The organism is Haloarcula montana, assembly GCF_035666295.1.
Lineage (GTDB): Archaea > Halobacteriota > Halobacteria > Halobacteriales > Haloarculaceae > Haloarcula > Haloarcula montana.
In genome coordinates this window covers 472,235-490,927 of sequence record NZ_CP142027.1, presented here as the reverse complement: position 1 = coordinate 490,927, position 18,693 = coordinate 472,235, and the positions used below count along the sequence as shown (strand labels likewise).

Genomic DNA, 18,693 nt, shown 5'->3' with positions numbered 1-18,693 from the left:
GTCACTCGGCGACCGGCGAGTCCGACCGCACGGAGAGTGCGAGCCCGAGCGCCAGGATCGCGAGCACGATGAGGAACAGAGCGATCGCCGAGCGGAGGGCCGACGCGCTCGTCTGCGGTGGAGCGATGGCCGGTACCACGAGATAGCGCGCGGCGATCGCACCGACGACTGCCAGCCCGAGCACCAGCCCGGTACCGGTGACGTGGACGAACTCGCTGTCGCTCGTCCCCGCGTCACGGCCCAACTGGAGACCGATGCTGCTGGCGTGGGCGCCGGCGTCCCAGATCAACAGCGTGGCCGCGCTCCCGGCGATGACCAGCACTGTCGGCACGCCCAACTCCGCCCCGAGCAGGATCGTCAGGAACAGCACTGCGCTGCCCAGTGCGAATCCGCCGGCCGGCTGCGGGAGGAATCCGCGGTGGGACAACAACGGCACGACCGCGACGACGACTCCGATCAGCAACACGGCCGTTACGAGCCCACCGAGGATGACCGCTGCCGGCCCGATGAGACTGGAGACTGCTGTACTCCTGCCGAAGAGGTCGATGCCCAGCAGCGAGACGGCTGTGGTCCCGAGGATCGTCGCGACGACGGCGACGATACCACCGCTCTGTAGCGACAGCGTCCTCGCGGGGTCGTCGCCGAGCCAGTCGACGACCCACCGTTGGAGCCCGCTCGCCAGCAAGATTCCGAGCAGCCCGACGGCCAGCACCACCAGCGGGACGTGCAACAGCCCGCTCAGCGCCACCCGGAGGAGGGAACCCACGACGGGCGTCCCGGCCAGGAACGCGTTGAACAGGACCTGTGCCTGGGGGAACAGGGCGACGACGCCTTCGACACCCAGGACCGCCCAGACGGTCACGGGAACCTCGGTTCTGGACATCCCGACTTCCGATAGCGTATCGAGCGTCCGATCACCGCTGCCGGGGTCGGGGAGCCACCCCTCCAGCACCGGGACGACCCGATTCAACAGCAGCAAGACGAGGACCGCACCGATCTGGAGGGTCACGAAGCCGACGAAAGGCGTGATCGCGGCCAGCCCGCTCACGCCGAAGACCACTCCCGAGAGGACGTTGTACTGCGCGGTGACACTCAACAGGACCGCAACGACGATACCGACGAGGAGGGCGTTGCCGCTCTCTCTGAGTGCAGCACCGATCTGGTTCCCGTCGTCGATCGAGTCGGTGACGGCGTCTAAGAGGACGTACATCGTTCCGATCGCCAGCCCGAGGAAGGCTGCCAGCCTGCTCCCGCCGGCCGCGAACACGACCGTGAGCGCGAAGCCGACGACGCCGGCGACTGCCATGACGCTGCCGGCGGCGACACGTGCGTTCGATTCCTCGCCGAGCGCCCAGGTCCCGCCCGCGAGTAACACCGCGCCGCCGACCGCCGACACGACCGGGAGCGGATCGCCGATACTCACACCGACGGCCAGCGCAGTCAGGACTGCGAGGACGCCGGCGAGCGTCGCCGTCGAACGGACCGGCCGCGTGTCGATCCCGCTCATGCCGACCACCCCCCCATCGCCTGCAGGAGCGCCTTCGACAGCGGTTGGTCGGGGTTCCAGTCGACGACACGAACGGCGCTGCGCAGGTCGTCGACGCGATCGTCCCTGTCCAGGGACTCCAGTGTCGCGCCAGGCGTCTCGCTACCGGTCACGTCCGGCGTCACGAGGGTGACCGCGTGTCCGTAGGCGGCGAAGCGTTTGGCCACGTCGGCGGCGGTATCGTCCAACAGCGGGCTGCAGAAGACGATCTGTGCTTCGGACGGGATCGATCGCTTGAGTGTCTTGATCGGGTCCCCGCCGTCTGCGACGCCGTAGCGCTGCTCGATCCCGTCGATCCCCTCGAAGAAGCGCTGTCCGCTCATATCGCTGACCGACCAGTCGGTCCCCTCGGCGGTCGCGCGGTAGCCGTCGCTCCCCCCGATCTCTTCGAGCAGGAACTCGCGGACTCGCCGGGCCTGGACACGGTCGGCGGACGGGCGGAGATACGCACAGGAGTCGAAGACGGCCGCGCCGACGTGGTTCTCCTCCTCCAGGAGCGCGGTCGCCAGTCGCTCCGCGGCGTAGGTGCAGTACTGGACGGCGTTCGGTGCCCGCGGCTCGGCGGCGATCGGGTGCCGCGCGTCGACCAACAGGACGACGCTGGCGGCTTTCGTCTCCTGGAACTCTACGGTCGCCAGTTCGTTCGTCCGGGCGAAGCGGTTCCAGTCGATGCGGCTCATCGGGTCCGAGGACTGGTACTCGCGGATGGCGTAGAACGCGACGCCTTCGCCGGCCGCGTCCGCCTGGACCCGTCCACTCTGTGGCAGCGTCTGTGGGGGCATGTCGAGTCGCTCCGCGTCGGTCGAGCAGTCCAGTTCCGTTTCGATCTCGGCGGTTGTCCGGTATTCTGCGCCGCCGGTGAGGTTACGACACACCACCGTCGTCTCGCCGAACGCGTGTTCGCCACGGCGGGCGGTGATCGTGTAGGTGAACGACGCCGATTCGTCGACATCCAGGGTCGTCCCGAACCGTGGGGACCCCTCGGTCACGCGGAGTCGGTCCGGGACACCGTCGACGATCCGTACGTCCGGGAGGTAGTCGAGCCCGTCGTTACGGACCGTGACGGTCACTTCGACGGCCTGCCCGGGGAGTGGCGTCTCCGGCTCCAACGCGCGAGTGATCGTCAACTCCGGTTCGGGGACGCTCGCGGCCGCCTCGTAGGCAGCGTAGACGAGTCCGACGACGGCGACCATGAAAACGGCCGTGTTGCCGGTGACGACACCGACCGCGCCGGCGACCAGTGCGACCCAGATACCGATGTCACCTCGGGCGTTCAGGCGCTCACTCATCGGAGATCACCCCGTTCGACCCGCTCGATCGCCCCCAGCGTGGCTTCGACCCTCCGGTCGAACCCCTCGCCGGACGCCCAGTCACGGAGCTGGACGCCCAGCGACGGGTCGGCGACCGTTTCATCACCGAGGAACGAGGCCGCCCGCTGGTCGTCCGTCCAGCGCCCGCTTGCGACCGCTTCGGCGGCGACCGACTCCGACACGCCGGTCGAATCGGCGATGACTCGCTTGGCTGTCCCGCGTAGCTCACGGCGAATGTCGGCGGCGTAACTGGCTTCCAGGCCGTTGTACGGATCGACCCGGCCGTCGATACTCTCCAGTAGCTCGTCGATGTCCGCACCGACGACCGTCTGTTCGGTCCCTTGGGTCATCTCCGGGTTCGCAGCGGGCAGTTCGACCGGTTCGTCGCTCTCCCACTCCGGCGACTCGTGTCTGTCGTACAGGCCGTACAGACCGAGAGCGCCGATGGCGGCCCCCAGAACCGGCGCAGCGCTGCGGAGTTGCCCCACCGTGTCAGGACTCGCCGTCACGTCGACGAGCCCGGGGAACGTCACGACCACCGCAGCGGCCCCGAGGGCGGCGAGACCGGTAACCGAAAACACGAGCCAGAGCCGGCCGGCGGGTTCACGGTCGATCCGCGCATCCACGCGGGTACGGTCGTGGCTTCGCTCGTCCTCTTCGGCGTGGCGGTTCCGCACTGGCTCGTCCGGTACCTCGACACCATCGTCGTCGGCAGCCAGTCGCTCGTCTCCCGTCGGCTCGACGGTCGTGGTCTGGCTCGTCATTCGTCACCTCCCTTCCGGATCTGATCGAGCGCGTCGCGTGCCGCTTCGGTCCGGGAACTCGTCGCGTCGGCACCGCCGTACTCGATCGATCGGAACAGTTCCGTGAGCCGACGGACCGGCGCGGCCGGGAGGCCGATGTCGATAGCCGTGCGGGCGTACTCCCCCGGCGTCGTCGCTGCCGGGTTCTGGACAGGGACCAACTCGACCATCGCTTCCCAGGCCTCCCGGAGCGTCGGCGGGTCGGGCTCGCGCTCCTCGACCGGCGTCGAGGCCACCGCCCGGGCGTCCTCCGTCGTCGGATCGTCCGGTTGCATGAACTCGGGACGCGTGATCTCACCCCGAAGCGACGCCAGGAGGCCGCCGGAGCCGCCCAGCGATCCCAGCGCCTGCAGGGGGGCTGCCAGCAGTGCGCCGAACGCCACCGGGAGCGCGCCGAGGCTCCGGCCGAGCATCCGGCCGAGGGGTCCCAGCCCCGAGGCGATCCCACGCCCCAGCCCGCCGGCGATCGTTCCGACGCTGGCGGCGACACGGCCCAGCATCGCCGCGCCGGCGAGCAGGACGGTCGTGGTCACCTGCGGGATGAGCTGGAGGGCGCTCCCGATCGGCGCAGGCAGCGAGGGCAGTCTGAGCCAGCCCAGCGAGAGGCCGCTGTCCCCGACGCCGATGTCGGCCGCACGGAGCAACACGAGCCCGACGTAGCCGAGCCCGCCCAACACGACGAGCCCGAACAGCTTCGGGACGAGCGCGAGCCAGCCGAGGCTCGGATCGGCGTCACCGGTGTCGTCGGGTGGCGGGGCGGCTGTTTCTGTCGGCGTCGGCGTTGCCGTCGGTGTTTCCGTGGCCGGACTGTCGCCGGTGTCGGTCGGCAGACTCTCGGTGGGGTTGGTGGCGTCCGACCCGACGGTCTCCGGACCCGACGGCTGGAGTTCCACGTCCAGCGCGGCGGGGAACAATGCGGTCCCGAACACCACAGCGCCGGCACAGAGGAGGGCGAGGGCGGCGCGGATGAGACTGGAAGGCACTATCCAATACTTCTTGCCAACGAATATAAAATATTGTCATTACTTCGACGCTCTCCGATCGACCACCAGAACTATTTTTATTCACTGACAGCTAGATTCCATACGCCCTATGGGGAGAGATACCCACCTCAACAGACGGATCCTGCTGACGCTTGCGCTCCTGCTGGTCGTCGACCTCGCGGTAGTCGCGACGGCCGCATACCTCCTGACGCCGTGGCTTGCACCCCTCCGCGACGCCGTCGCCGCGGCGCTGCCTTTCGGCGGGCTATCGGCCCAGGTAGCGTGGTGGCTCGCGGTTCTGTTGCCGGCGCTGTCGCTGTTCGTCTGGGGACAGCTCCGATACACCCGCGCGCGGACACTGAACAAGGTCGACGCCAGGGAAGTGAGCCAACGGGAGTACCCCGACCTGAGCGAACGCGTCCACCGGCTCGCACAGCTCGCCGACATGAAACCCCCGACGATCGCGGTCGCGGACTCCGCGGTCCCCAACAGTTTCGCCGTCGGCACCATCGGAAGCGCCACACTAGTCGTCAGCGACGGCTTGCTGGAGACGCTCTCCGGCGACGAACTCGACGCCGTGTTGGCCCACGAACTGATGCACGTCAAGAACCGGGACGCGACGGTCATGACCCTCGCTAGCTTCCTGCCAGCGCTGACTAACGGCGAACACGGGCTATTGGACGACATGCTTCCGGGCGAACGCGGCAGTAAACTCGTCGTCGGAGCGCTCGCCGTCTGCGGCGCGTACGTCCTGAGCGCTCGAATCGTGGCCGCCCCGGTCGGCAGCCTCGGATTCACCCTCGGCTTCGTCGTCCTTGCCGGGATCACGGTCGTTCTCGGCGGCGTGTTGCTCGGGGTATTTACCGCTCCGGTCGTCGTCCTGAGTCGCTCGCTCTCGAAATACCGCGAGTACGCTGCCGATCGCAGCGCGGCACTGTTGACCGGGGACCCGGCCGCGCTGGTCACGGCCCTGGAGACGCTGGACAGCGAGGCCGCGGTGACGCCGGAAACCGACAAGCGACGCGCCTACGAGGGCGTTCGTGGACTCTGTTTCCTCGCTGGGGGTTTCCGGACGGGGACCGAGACCGATCGGTTCCACGTCGAAACCCGCTCACACCCGCCGACGGCGGACCGGATCGATCGACTCCGTTCGGTCGAATCGGCGTCCTGATGCCCGCCTCGGAGCGCCACATTCCAAACCGTTTATGCCACAACGGGGGTTATCCGGCCGTATGGCAAGAGAGCAGACCGAAGTTCGCGAACTCGACGAAGGTAGCTACGTGATGATCGAGGACACGCCGTGTAAGATCGATTCATACAGCACGGCCAAGCCGGGCAAACACGGCAGTGCGAAAGCCAGGATCGACGCACGTGGCGTCTTCGACAGCAAGAAGCGCTCGCTGTCCCAACCGGTCGACGCGAAGGTCTGGATCCCGATCATCAACCGAAAGCAGGGACAGGTCGTCTCGGTCGACGGCACCGACGCACAGGTCATGGACCTCGAAACCTACGATACGTTCACGATGCTGATGCCCGACGATGTCGAGCTCAGCCCCGATGACGAGATCGAGTACCTCGAATACGAGGACCAGCGCAAGATCACGCGCACGTAACGCCGATGTTTCCCGGTGCGAACGCCGACCGCGCCCGCGCCGACTACGCGATCGTCGGGGCGCCACTCGACGTCTCGACGTCGTTCCGGCCCGGGACGCGGTTCGGTCCGCGCCGGACCCGCGAGTTCTCCGAGCAGTTCGACGACTACGACCACCACACCGGTCAGCAGTTCACTGACCTGGCCGTCTACGACCACGGCGATGTCGGGCCGACGGCCGACACCGACGAGTATCTCACCTTCCTCGAAGGGACGGTGGGTGACCTCGCGGACGAGGGTGCCGTCCCGCTCCTACTGGGGGGCGAACACACCGTCACCGTCGCCGCCGTCCGCGCGCTGGACCCGGACGTGTTCGTCTGTCTGGACGCTCACCTCGACCTCCGGGAGTCGTACGCCGGCGACACGCTCTCGCACGCGACGGTCACACGCCACGCGCTCGCGAGTGCTGATCGGGCGGTGATTCTCGGCGCCCGCACCGGTAGTGAAGCCGAGTGGGACCGGGCAGCCGAGGGCGACGTGACGGTCGTCCCGCCCGCGGAGGTCCCCGACTGGACGCCCTCGCTGGACGACGAGCGGGCCTACCTCTCGGTGGACATCGACGCGGCCGATCCGGGGTTCGCGCCGGGAACGGGGACACCGGAACCGTTCGGGCTCGATCCGTCGACGATGCACGAGGTCCTGCGGGCGGTGGCGCCACACGCGATCGGATTCGATGTCGTCGAGGTCAACGACCGCGACGACGGCCAGGCTGCGACGCTGGCCGCGAAACTCCTCCGGACGTTCGTCTTCGCGCACGCGGACGGGTGAGACTGCGCCCCGTTTTAAGATCGCGGGGGCGTATGCCGAGATATGGACCGCCTCTCGTCGTGTTACTTCTGCGGTACGGCACTGGACGCCTCGCTCTCGGAGTACCCGGTCGTCCCCCGGGCGCTCCAGCCGGCCGGGACTGACGGCCAGAGCGTCGTGCTCTGTCCGACCTGCCGGCGAAAGCTCGCGACCATCGTCGAGTCCGTCGTCGCGGCGGCCGGCGAAGGATCGCCCGAGGACGGCGTTACGGGTGACGCAGAGACACTCCCCAGCGCCGCCGAGGACGAGGACCTGACGGGGATGCTCGACGAGTCCGGCATGGAACCGACCCCGGACCCGATGGACCTCAGCGACGCCAACGAGACCGAGGACGACAGCGAGTCGCGAGTTGCGACTGGGAGCCACGACGATCCGAACGCGGGAACGGAACCCGCTCCCGGAAATGACGATGGGGCCATTGACGAGACGCGGACGGACACCGCGACGGACGGGACAGACGACGGACCTGATCCGAACCGAGCGAGCGAGAACGGACAGTCGACCGAGCCCAGTCGGGAGCGGGAGGGGTCGCCCGAGGAGTCGCCGACCGACTCGACGGCGTCGGATACCGACGCGAGCGAGCAATCGGACGACGGGGGGGCCGACGACGGCCAGGGGCTGACCCGCCTGGAGTACAACAAGGTGATGCGGCTTCTCCAGAACCGGGAGCTCCCGGTCGACCGGTCGGAGATACAGGCCGTCGCCGTCAACGCCTACGAGATCCAGCCCGGCGAGTTCGACACCATCGTTGACGCCGCCATCGACCGGGACCTGATCGACGAGCGGGACGGCAAGATCGTCTCGCCGGAGTAGGAACACCTACCAGCCGGGCGGGGCAATCACCGGCTATGGACACAGGCGACATCGCAACGCGACTCGACGAGCGACTGGCTATCGAGGACTACGCCGACGTCGACGCGAGCCCGAACGGGCTCCAGGTCGGCCCCGGCGACCGCTCGGTCGATCACGTCGCGGTGGCCGTCGACGCCGCCGTCGAGACGATCGAACGGGCAAGCGAGGCCGGCGCGGACCTGTTGGTCACCCATCACGGTCTCGTCTGGGGGAGCATCGAGCGGGTCACCGGGACAAACTACGACCGGATCGCCCCGCTGATCGAGGACGACCTGGCGCTGTACGTCGCCCACCTCCCGCTGGACGGCCACCAGGAACTCGGGAACGCGGCCGGGGTCGCGGACCTGCTCGAACTGACCGACCGTCGCCCGTTCGGTTCGATGGGATCGGAGCATATCGGACAGGCCGGTACCCTTGCCGACCCCCGCTCCGTCGACGACGTCGCCGCGGCGCTGGAGTCGTCGCTTGACACCGGCGGCCAGTCGGTCCAACTGCTCGATTTCGGCCCCGACCGCGTCGAGGACATCGCCATCGTCACCGGCAGCGGCGTCGACTGGCTGGACGAAGCCGTCGTGGCCGACGCCGACCTGCTCGTCACTGGCGAGGGTAAACAGCAGGTCTACCACGAGGCCCGCGAGGCTGGGGTCAACGTCCTGTTGGCGGGCCACTACGCGACTGAGACCTTCGGCGTCCGGTCGCTGGCCGCGCTGATCGAGGAGTGGGGACCGACGACGACGTTCCTGGACTGTCCGACCGGGCTGTAGATGGTCGCTCCGGAGTACGACGCCGTCGACACGGACGAGGAGTTGATCGCCTGGTCCCGTGAGTACTGCCGGAGGGTCCGCCGGGAGCGGGGCGTCGACGTCCGGTTCGACCTCGTCGAGTGGGCGGTCTCGACGCGGGCCAAACGACGGGCAGCCGCGGTCAAACGGCCGACGCTCCCGGAGGCGACCGTCGGCGACCCGTACGACTGGGACAGCGTTCCCGGGGCCGACGGCCGCCCGCTCCCGTGTACGATGTCGCTGACCCGCGAGGCCTTCGAGTCGTTCGCCCGGTCCGAGTGGGAGGCGACGCTCCGCCACGAACTGATCCACGTCGAGCAGTACCAGCGTGACGGGACGACCGATCACGGCCCGGCGTTCCGCCGGCGGGCCGCCGCCCTCGACACCGACGTTCACTGCCCGTCCTTCGCGGACCCGAAGTACGTCCTGACCTGTCGGGAGTGTGACCGCCTCGTCGCCCGGCGCTACCGCGAGTGTAAACTCGTCCGCGAACGTGAGCGGTACCGATCGGACTGCTGTGGTGCCGATCTCGTCCTCGATCGCGGGCCGGAGTGACCGGCCCGTCCCGCTCCGGGTGACCTTTTACCCCGCGGGTGCCAACGACGGCGTATGCTTGAGGGAGTCAACGTCGTCCTCGGAGTCTCGGGCTCTATCGCGGCCGTGAAGACGGTCGAACTCGCCCACGAACTCCGCCGGCAGGGTGCCAGCGTCCGGGCCGTGATGACCGACAGCGCGGGCGGCATCGTCCACCCCTGGGCCGTCGAGTTCGCCACCGAAAACGACGTGGTGACCGAGATCACGGGGGCGGTCGAACACGTCGCCCTCTGCGGGCGGGAGGGGTGGGGAGACGTACTCCTGCTCGCGCCGGCGACCGCAAATACCGTCGGGAAGGTCGCTGCTGCCGTCGACGACACGCCCGTGACGACGTGTGCGACGACGGCCCTTGGCGCTGGTCTCCCGGTCGTCGTTGCGCCGGCGATGCACGAACCCATGTACGACCACCCGGGCGTGATAGACGCGATCGACCGGGTCGAGTCCTGGGGAGTCACGTTCGTCGACCCGCGAATCGAGGAGGGGAAAGCCAAGATCGCGACCGAGGAGGCGATCGTCACGGGCGTGGCTCGTGCGGTCGGTGACCGACCGCTGGCGGGGCACCACGTCGTCGTCACCGCCGGCGCGACGACCGAACCGATCGACCCCGTCCGCACACTCTCGAACCGTGCCTCGGGCCGGACCGGCCGTGCCGTCGCACGGGCCTGTCACGTTCGCGGTGCCGACGTGACGCTCGTCCACGACGGCCCGTCGGTTCCCTACGCGACCGTCGAGCGCGTCGAGAGCGCGGCCGAGATGACTGCCGCCGTCTCCGAGCTGGCCGGGACGGCCGACGCACTGATCTCCAGTGCGGCGATCTCGGATTACACCGTCGAGACGGCGCCCGAGAAGATCCGGAGCGGCCAGTCGGACCTGACACTGGAACTGACGCCGACGCCGAAACTCATCGACACGGTGCGGGAGGACCACCCATCGCTCCCTATCGTCGGCTTCAAAGTCGAGACTGAAGGTGACGACGACTCCCTCGTCGAGCGTGCCCGGGGGCTCCGTGACCGGGCCGACCTGGCGTTCGTCGTCGCCAACGACGCGAGCGTGATGGGCGCGACCGAGACCAGAGCCCTGCTCGTCGACGGGGACAGCGCGACGGAGTACGCCGGCGACAAGGCGGGCCTGGGGGCGCGGGTTGCGGACGAACTGGCCGCCGTCCTCGGGTAATCGTCCAGTGGATTGCGAAATAGTTTTGCGTGTCCCGTAACTCGAAGGTGGTAACGACAGTAGCGCTCGTCAGACATACAAAACCAGGATTTTCAAGGAACTATCGTGACCGAATCTGACGCACGTCGTCTGCTGGTTCCGGTCGCCGACTCCGAGACGGTCCGCAACACCGTCGCGTACGCAGTCGAGCAGGCACAGGCGACCGCGGGCGAGGGACGACCGGTCGAACTCCACTTCGTCGTCGTCGCCAGCACCCGATCGGTCGATCCGGACGCCCCGGCGGAACTGGGTGCAGCGACGGAACTGCTGGACCGGGTCGACGTCTGGGTTCAGGAGGACCTCGGCACGGAACCGCCCGACTTGCTCACAATCACCGAGAACGTACTGGGTTCCGACCGCTATCTCTTCAGTCCCGGGGACTACGCCGACGCCCTCCTGGAGTACGCGACCGAACACGGAATCGATCGGATCGTCCTCGACCCGGAGTACCGCCCGGGCGGAGCGGCACCGATGCTGCGCCCGCTGGAGGTCGAACTCTCGCGTGGCGAGTTCGAGATCGAACGTGCGCCGGTCGAACGGCGCACACGGCCGACGGCGCTGGCCCGGGCCGCGTCGCTCCCGAAGTATCTCACGCTGTTTGGTGCCTCGTACGTGTTCTATCTGCTCTTGAGCGCGTACAAGCCCCTCGACTTCCTCACCGGGGCGATCACCGCGACGATCGTGACGGCCCTGCTCGCCCCGGTCACGTTCAGTCGACAGCCCTCCGTGACTCGACTCCCCGTCCAACTCGTCCGTCTGCTCGTCTACATCCCGTACCTCCTGTGGGAGATCGCCATCGCCAACCTCCAGATCGCCTACGTGGTACTTCACCCGTCGCTCCCGATCGATCCGAAGGTCGTCCAGCTCCGCGCGGCCGTCTGGGGTGACGCCGCGGTGACGACGCTGGCAAACAGCATCACCCTCACCCCGGGGACGCTCACCGTCAGCGTCACGGACCGCGCGTTCGACATCCACTCGCTGACTGGGAGCGCCCGCGAGGACCTGTTCGACGGCGCGCTCGAACGGGCCGTCCGGTTCGTCTTCTACGGCCGCGAAGCGGCCGCGATCGCCTCGCCGCGGGAACGGGGCGACGACGGCCCGGCGGACGATCCACCGGCAGAGGAGGTGACCGGCGATGATTGAGTTCGAAACCGCGCTCCTTGCGCTTGCGGCCGCGTTCGTCGTTTTCGCCGGCGTCGCCCTGATCCGTGTCTTCGTTGGACCGACGGCTCACGACCGGGTCATCGCGGTCAACGTCGCGGGGACGAACACCGTCATCGCGATCTCGTTCGTGGCAGCCGCACTCGACCAGCCGGTGTTCCTCGACGTGGCGCTCGTCTACGCGCTGTTGAACTTCCTGCTCTCGATCGCGTTCTCGAAGTTCAACGTCGAACAGGGGGGCGTACTGTGACGCCCGTCGAGTGGGCGGCCGTCGCGTTGGGCGTCCTCGGGGCCTTTTTCGGCCTCGTGGCTGCCGTCGGCATCATCCGGCTCCCGGATGTCTACACACGCGCACACGCGGCATCCAAGAGTGACACGCTCGGGGCGGTCCTCTCGATCGGCGCCGTCGCGCTGGCGTTACAGACCGACCTCTCGACGATCAAGGCCGTCTTCCTGCTCGTGTTCATGTTCCTGACGAACCCGACGGCGGCCCACGCTATCGCCCGGGCCGCACAGGACCAGGGGATCGAGCCCTGGACGACCGACGACCGGGAGGGGGAGCGATGACGCCGACGACCGTCGAGATCGCGCTGATCGGGTTCGTCCTGGCGTGTGCCGTCGGCGCCGCCATGCTCAAGGACGTGCTGGCGTCGGTGATGTCCTTCGCGGCCTACAGCCTCGGCGTCTCGATCATCTGGCTCGTCTTGCAGGCGCCGGATGTCGGGCTCACCGAGGCGGCCGTGGGCGCGGGCATCATGACGATCCTGTTCCTGCTCGCGCTGGCGAACACGGTCCGACCCGACGAGGACCGCCTGTTCGAACCCGTCAGCGTCAGGACCGTCCTCGGCGTCGGAGTCTTCGTGGCCGTGATGGCCGCGACGGTCCCGGCGCTGCCGGCTATCGGCGACCCGACGGCGCCGGTCACCGGCGGCGAGGTGACCCAGTACTACATCGAGAACGCCTACGACCAGACCGGCGTCCACAACGCCGTGACGGCCGTGCTTGCGGCCTACCGCGGGTTCGACACGCTGGGTGAGGCCGTTGTCGTCTTCGTCGCCGGTATCGCCGCGCTGTCGGTCCTCAGACAGGAGGTGTTCGCATGAGCGCCGATCAGGAACCCGGACTGTACGTCGAGAGTACGATCATCATGACCACCGTCCGCGTCGTCGCCCCGTTCGTGTTGACGTTCGCGCTGTTCGTGATGTTCCACGGCGCGGACTCGCCCGGCGGCGGGTTCCAGGGTGGGGTCATCGCCGGCTCCGTCGTGATGATGCTCGCGTTCGCCTACGGTATCGGGTCGACCCGTGACTGGGTGGACATCCGTATCGTCGCCGCGCTCGCCTCCGGCGGCGTCCTCACGTTCGCCACGATCGGGCTCGGATCGATCGCGCTCGGGGGAACGTTCCTGGAGTACACCGAGTACACGTTCATCATCAAGAAGGCGAGCAAGTACGGTATCGAACTCGTCGAACTGGGGATCGGCGCGATCGTCGCCAGCGTGGCGATCGGTCTCTTCTTCCTGCTTGCCGCGGGCTTTGGCCACGTGACCGACGAGCCACGGGAGGGTGAACGATGATCGATCCGCTTCAACTCGATCTGCTCGCGACACACTACAACTACTACGCGGTAGTCCTGCTGTTGGGGATCGGGCTGTACATGCTCGTCGAGTCACCCAACCTCGTCAAGAAGGTCATCGGGATGAACATCTTCCAGACGGGTATCTTCCTGTTTTTCATCACGCTGGCCTACCAGGCGGGTGCGAACCCGCCGGTCGTCGAGGAGGGCGCCGGCCCGTACGTCAGCCCGCTCCCGCACGTGCTCATCCTGACGGCTATCGTCGTCGGGGTGAGCCTCACCGCGGTGGCGCTGGCGCTCATCATCCGCATCTACTCGGAGTACGGGACGCTGGACGAAGACACGCTGAAACAGCTCTACTATGATTGAACACGTTCCTGCGCTACTGGTCGTCGTCCCGATCGTCGGCGGCGCCGTCCCGCTGATCGCCAGTCTCGTCTCCGACCGCGCCGGCTGGCCGGTCGCGGCGGCGACGCTCGTGGTTCACGCCGCGCTGGCTGTCTGGCTGGCCGCGACGGTCGTCACCGAGGGAACCGTCACCTACGTCCTCGGTGGGTTCGTCGCTCCCTACGGGATCGAACTCGTCGTCGACGGGCTCTCGGCGGCCGTCGTCCTGCTCGTCAGTCTCGTTGCGCTCGCGCTCCTCGCGTACGCACGACGGGCCGGCCCCCACGCCAACACCTTCTACAGCCAGTATCTCCTGTTGGTGACTGGCCTCTCCGGAATGACTGTCACCGGCGACGCGTTCAACCTCTACGTCTTCCTGGAGATCACGGGGCTGGCCGCGTACGGGCTCGTCGCCAGCGGTCGCGAGGCCAGCGCGGCCGTCGCCGCGCTGAAGTACCTCATCATCGGGACCGTCGGCGCGTCGCTGTACCTGCTCGGCGTCGGCTACGCGCTGGCGGCGACGGGGACGCTCAACATGGCCGACCTCGCCGACAAACTCGCCGCGGTCGGCTACGACTCGACGCTGGTCGTCACGGCCTTTGCCCTGATGATCGGTGGTCTCGTCGTGAAGGTTGCGCTGTTCCCCCTGCACACCTGGCAGCCCGACGCCTACGACAACGCGCCCGACACCGTGAGTGCGCTCATCTCGGCGCTGGTCTCGACCGTGTCGGCCTACGCGCTCGCCCGGATCATGTTCTCGGTGTTCACCGTCGACTTCCTGACGGCCGTCCCGGCCGCACGCTGGGCGCTCGTCGGCCTGGCTTCGGTGAGCATCGTCGCCGGCAGCGTGCTCGCCGTCTCCCAGGACAGCGTCCAGCGGATGCTGGCGTACTCCTCGGTGTCACAGTTCGGCCTGGTGGTCGCCGGCTTCGCCATCGCGACGCCGACGGCGGTCGTCGGCGCGACGGTCCACCTGCTGGGCCACGCCGTGATGAAGGGCGGACTGTTCGCCGCGACGGGGATCATCGAGCGCGACACCGGCGCGTCGGCGGTCAACGGTTACGCCGGGATGGCCGAGCGGTCCCCGATCGGAGCCGGCGGCTTCGCCGTCCTCGCGCTGGCGATGGTCGGGGTCCCGCCGGCGGTCGGTTTCGTCGGCAAGTGGTACATCGTCGTCGGCGCCGTCGAGGCCGGACTCTGGCCGGTCGTCGTCGTCCTGCTGGCGAGTACGCTGCTGACGCTCGCGTACTTCGCGCGCCTGGTCGAACGGCTCTACTTCGCCGAGCCGACCATCCGCGAGGACGAACCGACCGTCGCCGATGGCGGTCGCTCCGTCTCGCCGGGGATGCTCGCCGTCGTCGTCGTGGCTGCCGTCCTCGCGGTGGCGCTGACCGCCGCTGTCCCGACGCTGGAACAGACGCTGATCGACACGCTTCCGCCGCTACTGAACCCATGACCGACGTTACATCGCTCAGACCCCTGTTGGCAATACTCGTCTCGGCGCTGGCTATCCCGGTGATCCTCTCGCTGAAGAACCGGCCGAACGTCCGGGAGGGCGTCACGATCACCGTCGCGCTCGCGAAGTTCGGTATCGTCGCGAGCATGGTCCCGGCAGTGCTGGCCGGCGACCAGTTCTCCCTCACGATCGGCCAGTTCGGCCCGGGGATCACGCTCGCGCTCCGGGTCGACGCGCTCGCGATCCTCTTCGGTCTGCTGGCGAGTCTGCTGTGGATCGTCACGAGTTTCTACAGCATCGGCTACATGCGCGGGCTGGACGAACACGCACAGACGCGGTACTTCGCCTCCTTCGCGGCGAGTCTCGCCTCCGCGATCGGGGTCGCCTTCGCCGCGAACCTCGTGACGCTGTTCGTCTTCTACGAACTGCTGACGGTCTCGACGTACCCGCTGGTGACCCACGACGAGACCGACGAGGCCCGGCGGGCCGGCCGGAAGTACCTCGCGTATACGTTCGGCGGTGGCGTCGCCGTCCTGGGCGGGACGATCCTCGTCTTCTTCCTGACCGGGACGACGGCGTTCGCGCCGGGCGGGATCGAGGAACTGGCCACTGCGGACCCGACGCTCGCCCGGGCCGCGTTCGCGCTGCTCGCGGCCGGGTTCGGGGTAAAGGCGGCGCTGATGCCGGCCCACTCCTGGCTCCCGGACGCGATGGTCGCGCCGACGCCGGTGTCGGGACTGCTTCACGCCGTCGCCGTCGTCAAGAGCGGCGTCTTCGGTGTCGCCAGAGTCGTTCTGGACGTGTTCGGTCCCGACGTGCTCCGAGACCTGGGGATGCACCTGCCCCTGGCGGCGATCGCGGCCTTCACGCTACTGACGGCGAGTGTCATCGCCCTGCGTCAGGACAACCTCAAGCGCCGGCTGGCGTACTCGACGATCAGCCAGCTCTCGTATATCGTGTTGGGCCTGGCGCTACTGGAGGGGGACGCGCTGATCGGCGGCCTGTTGCACATCCCCGCTCACGCGTTCATGAAGCTCACGCTGTTCTTCTGTGCGGGCGCGATCCACGTCGAGACACACACCGACGACATCAGCGATATGGCGGGGATCGGGAAGCGGATGCCGCTGACGATGACTGCTTTCGGCGTCGCCGCCGCGGGGATGGCCGGCATCCCCTTCGTCGCCGGCTTCGTCAGCAAGTGGTACCTCGTTATCGGCGCTTTGGATGGCGGCGGGACGGTCTTTGTGGATGGCGGCGGGACGGTCTTTGCCGCCGTGTTGCTTGTCTCCGGGGTGCTCAACATCGCGTACTTCTGGCCGATCGTCTACCAGGCGTTCTTCGAGTCGCCCGAGGCACACGACGAGAAACCGCTCGTCGAGCGCGGGCTTGGCGGCACAGCTGTCCGGACTGACGGTGGCGACGGAGACCACAGTGACGAGAGCGTCCCGGAGCCCGAACACGTCGACCACCTCGGGAAGCGCCACGAGGACGTCGAACACCACGGTGGCCCGCCCGAAGGCGGCTGGGACGTCCGGAACTGGCGCGGCGGTGAGAGCACCTGGTTCATGCTCGGGCCGATCCTCACCGCGGCGGCGCTGTCGCTCCTGCTGGGGATCGTCCCGAACCAGGCGGTGTTCCTCAGGGTCGTCACCACTATCGTCGGGAACCTCCCAGGGGTGGTCGCTTGATGGCGACCTCGGCGTTGACGGCTATTCCGCCGGTCGCCGTGTTGCTCCCGGTCGCGATCCTGGTCGCGCTCCTGCCTCGCCGGAGCGGCCACGCACTGGGTGTGCTGGCCTCGGGCGTGGCCGTCGCCTGGGTCTGGCTCGTCCCGGCGGGTGCACATTTCCGGACGACGTTCCTGGGATTCAGAGCGGTGTTGTTCAACGTCGACGAGTTCTCCAGGCTGATGGGGCTGATCTTCGCACTCATCGGCGTCGTCGCCGTGCTGTACTCCTATGCCAGCGAGGCCGAGGGCGTCCAGACCGGCTTCGCGCTCTCGTACGTCGCGACGAGTTTCGGTGCCGTCTTCGCCGGTGACTGGCTCACGCTCCTCTTCTTCTGGGAACTGATGGCCGTCACGAGTACGCTGCTCGTCTGGCACTACGGCGGCAAGGCGGTCCGTGCCGGCTTCCGGTACGCACTGCTACACGGGATCGGCGGGACGCTGTTGATGGCCGCGATCCTCCAGACCTACGTCGTGAAAGACACGTTCCTGTTCGGGTCGATCCCCGGCGGTCCCGAGACTGTCGGGATCGTCCCAGGACTCCCGGCGGCGCTCGCTGCCGTCGGCATCGGGGTCAACGTCGGGTTCATCGGGCTCCACGCCTGGCTGCCCGACACGTACCCGCGCCCACACATCGCCGCCAGCGTCTTCCTCTGTGTGTTCACGACCAAGACCGGCGTCTACGGGATGTACCGGGCGTTCCCCGCGGGCAACGAGGCCATCGCCTACATGGGCGGCGGGATGGCCGTCTTCGGCGCCACGTTCGCGCTGTTCCAGAACGACATGCGCCGCCTGCTCTCCTATCACATCCAGTCCCAGGTCGGCTACATGGTCGCCGGCGTCGGCATCGGGACGGCGCTCTCCCAGGCCGGCGCGTTCGCCCACGTCTTCAACCACATCCTCTACAAGGGCCTGCTGTTCATGACCGCCGGCGTCGTCATCTACCGGACCGGCGAGGAGAGCCTGAAGAAACTCGGCGGGCTCGCCCGCGAGATGCCCATTACCGCCGTCGCGTTCACGGTGGCGGCGCTGTCGATCGCCGGGTTCCCCGGGTTCAACGGCTTCGTGAGCAAGGGAATCGTCATCGCGGGGAGTCACTACGACTTCGTCCACGGGCCGGTGTACGTCGGCGGGCTGACGACCCTGGAGTGGCTCCTCTACATCGGTGGCGTCGGCACGTTCATGTCGTTCATCAAGTTCGGCTACTACGCCTTCTTCCACGGGGAGTACGACGGCAGCGTGGCCGACGCGAACCGCGGTCAGACGGTCGCGATGCTGTCGGTCGCCGCGCTCTGTATCGCGTATGGCGTCTTCGACAGCGCGCTGTTCGCTATCCTCCCGTTCGACGTGACCGACGGGGACGTGATCTCGCACGTCTATACGACCTACACTGCCGACCATCTCGTCGAAGGCTTCGCACTGGCGGTCGCTGGCCTGATCGGCTTTGCCGTGACAAAGCGACCGTTGAAACGGCTCGGACGCGTCCCCGATGTCGATTCGCTGTACAACCCCGGCGTCTTCTACGGAACGAGAGCGCTCGTCGTCGGGGTGACGGAACTCTACGCCGGGGCCGATCGGGCGGTCGTCCGTGGAACCAGTGCCCTCGGAACTATTGTCAGAGAACCGAACGAATCGCTCCGGAATCTCCGTGAGGGGCGGGCTGAAGCCGAGCAAAGCGGACGACCGCTTCGTGCCGGAATCGGTTTCAGCATCCTCGTTCTCGTCGTTTTCGTCGCTCTCGCGCTGTTGGCACTGGGGTAATTCTCAATTCCGATAGTGACTCCTGTACATTTATATGCGGTGATACCATTTTCCGAGTAAGCGCGTCCTGTGAGAGTGGCTGGTGCG

Annotated in this window: 20 protein-coding genes; 16 read left to right on the top strand and 4 right to left on the bottom strand. The window is 67.8% G+C overall.

What is annotated here, in order from left to right; all coding sequences use genetic code 11:
- Position 1: 1 nt before the first annotated feature.
- From VJ109_RS02615 to VJ109_RS02600, 4 genes are read right to left on the bottom strand one after another with little or no spacing between them, the layout of a single operon-like run.
- Positions 2-1,507: a DUF7519 family protein gene (locus VJ109_RS02615; protein WP_324758788.1), complete on the bottom strand. Its 1,506-nt coding sequence runs from the start codon at positions 1,505-1,507 to the stop codon at positions 2-4.
- The gene (locus VJ109_RS02610) at positions 1,504-2,835 is read right to left on the bottom strand and encodes a DUF58 domain-containing protein (protein ID WP_324758787.1); all 1,332 of its coding nucleotides are present in this window, start codon (positions 2,833-2,835) and stop codon (positions 1,504-1,506) included. The genes VJ109_RS02615 and VJ109_RS02610 overlap by 4 nt, the downstream gene beginning before the upstream one ends.
- Positions 2,832-3,620, bottom strand: a complete 789-nt coding sequence (locus tag VJ109_RS02605) for a DUF7269 family protein (protein ID WP_324758786.1) — start codon at positions 3,618-3,620, stop codon at positions 2,832-2,834. The genes VJ109_RS02610 and VJ109_RS02605 overlap by 4 nt, the downstream gene beginning before the upstream one ends.
- Positions 3,617-4,642, bottom strand: coding sequence for a DUF4129 domain-containing protein (locus VJ109_RS02600; RefSeq protein ID WP_324758785.1), 1,026 nt, complete (start codon positions 4,640-4,642; stop codon positions 3,617-3,619). The genes VJ109_RS02605 and VJ109_RS02600 overlap by 4 nt, the downstream gene beginning before the upstream one ends.
- Before the next feature lie 109 nt (positions 4,643-4,751).
- Here VJ109_RS02600 and VJ109_RS02595 point away from each other — a divergent pair, with 109 nt between their 5' ends.
- The 16 genes from VJ109_RS02595 to VJ109_RS02520 all read left to right on the top strand — a co-directional run bounded on the left by VJ109_RS02595 (position 4,752) and on the right by VJ109_RS02520 (position 18,606).
- The gene (locus VJ109_RS02595) at positions 4,752-5,813 is read left to right on the top strand and encodes a M48 family metalloprotease (RefSeq protein WP_324758784.1); all 1,062 of its coding nucleotides are present in this window, start codon (positions 4,752-4,754) and stop codon (positions 5,811-5,813) included.
- A 61-nt stretch (positions 5,814-5,874) separates the two neighbouring features.
- On the top strand, positions 5,875-6,255 hold the full coding sequence (locus tag VJ109_RS02590) for a translation initiation factor IF-5A (protein WP_324758783.1): 381 nt from the start codon (positions 5,875-5,877) through the stop codon (positions 6,253-6,255).
- A gap of 5 nt (positions 6,256-6,260) precedes the next feature.
- A complete protein-coding gene (gene speB / locus VJ109_RS02585; RefSeq protein ID WP_324758782.1) occupies positions 6,261-7,061 on the top strand; it encodes an agmatinase in 801 nt (266 codons plus the stop codon).
- Between the two features lie 42 nt (positions 7,062-7,103).
- On the top strand, positions 7,104-7,913 hold the full coding sequence (locus VJ109_RS02580; protein ID WP_324758781.1) for a DUF8528 domain-containing protein: 810 nt from the start codon (positions 7,104-7,106) through the stop codon (positions 7,911-7,913).
- Between the two features lie 35 nt (positions 7,914-7,948).
- Complete coding sequence (locus tag VJ109_RS02575) at positions 7,949-8,716, top strand: Nif3-like dinuclear metal center hexameric protein (RefSeq protein WP_324758780.1); 768 nt, start codon at positions 7,949-7,951, stop codon at positions 8,714-8,716.
- Positions 8,717-9,289 (top strand): SprT-like domain-containing protein, encoded by a 573-nt coding sequence (locus tag VJ109_RS02570; RefSeq protein ID WP_324758778.1) that lies wholly within the window; start codon positions 8,717-8,719, stop codon positions 9,287-9,289.
- Between the two features lie 54 nt (positions 9,290-9,343).
- Positions 9,344-10,501 (top strand): bifunctional phosphopantothenoylcysteine decarboxylase/phosphopantothenate--cysteine ligase CoaBC, encoded by a 1,158-nt coding sequence (gene coaBC / locus VJ109_RS02565; protein WP_324758776.1) that lies wholly within the window; start codon positions 9,344-9,346, stop codon positions 10,499-10,501.
- A gap of 105 nt (positions 10,502-10,606) precedes the next feature.
- Complete coding sequence (locus VJ109_RS02560) at positions 10,607-11,683, top strand: monovalent cation/H+ antiporter subunit E (protein ID WP_324758775.1); 1,077 nt, start codon at positions 10,607-10,609, stop codon at positions 11,681-11,683.
- A complete protein-coding gene (locus VJ109_RS02555; RefSeq protein WP_324758773.1) occupies positions 11,676-11,951 on the top strand; it encodes a cation:proton antiporter in 276 nt (91 codons plus the stop codon). Before VJ109_RS02560 ends, VJ109_RS02555 begins: the two co-directional genes overlap by 8 nt.
- The gene (gene mnhG, locus VJ109_RS02550) at positions 11,948-12,268 is read left to right on the top strand and encodes a monovalent cation/H(+) antiporter subunit G (protein ID WP_324758771.1); all 321 of its coding nucleotides are present in this window, start codon (positions 11,948-11,950) and stop codon (positions 12,266-12,268) included. Before VJ109_RS02555 ends, mnhG begins: the two co-directional genes overlap by 4 nt.
- Positions 12,265-12,804 carry a DUF4040 domain-containing protein gene (locus VJ109_RS02545; protein WP_324758769.1) on the top strand — a complete coding sequence of 180 codons (540 nt, stop codon included), beginning with the start codon at positions 12,265-12,267 and terminating at the stop codon, positions 12,802-12,804. Before mnhG ends, VJ109_RS02545 begins: the two co-directional genes overlap by 4 nt.
- Complete coding sequence (locus VJ109_RS02540; RefSeq protein ID WP_324758767.1) at positions 12,801-13,277, top strand: Na(+)/H(+) antiporter subunit B; 477 nt, start codon at positions 12,801-12,803, stop codon at positions 13,275-13,277. Before VJ109_RS02545 ends, VJ109_RS02540 begins: the two co-directional genes overlap by 4 nt.
- The gene (locus tag VJ109_RS02535; RefSeq protein ID WP_324758766.1) at positions 13,274-13,645 is read left to right on the top strand and encodes a cation:proton antiporter subunit C; all 372 of its coding nucleotides are present in this window, start codon (positions 13,274-13,276) and stop codon (positions 13,643-13,645) included. Before VJ109_RS02540 ends, VJ109_RS02535 begins: the two co-directional genes overlap by 4 nt.
- A complete protein-coding gene (locus VJ109_RS02530) occupies positions 13,638-15,119 on the top strand; it encodes a monovalent cation/H+ antiporter subunit D family protein (RefSeq protein ID WP_324758765.1) in 1,482 nt (493 codons plus the stop codon). Before VJ109_RS02535 ends, VJ109_RS02530 begins: the two co-directional genes overlap by 8 nt.
- The gene (locus VJ109_RS02525) at positions 15,116-16,807 is read left to right on the top strand and encodes a cation:proton antiporter (RefSeq protein ID WP_324758764.1); all 1,692 of its coding nucleotides are present in this window, start codon (positions 15,116-15,118) and stop codon (positions 16,805-16,807) included. Before VJ109_RS02530 ends, VJ109_RS02525 begins: the two co-directional genes overlap by 4 nt.
- Positions 16,807-18,606: a Na(+)/H(+) antiporter subunit D gene (locus tag VJ109_RS02520; RefSeq protein ID WP_324758762.1), complete on the top strand. Its 1,800-nt coding sequence runs from the start codon at positions 16,807-16,809 to the stop codon at positions 18,604-18,606. The genes VJ109_RS02525 and VJ109_RS02520 overlap by 1 nt, the downstream gene beginning before the upstream one ends.
- Positions 18,607-18,693 lie beyond the last annotated feature (87 nt).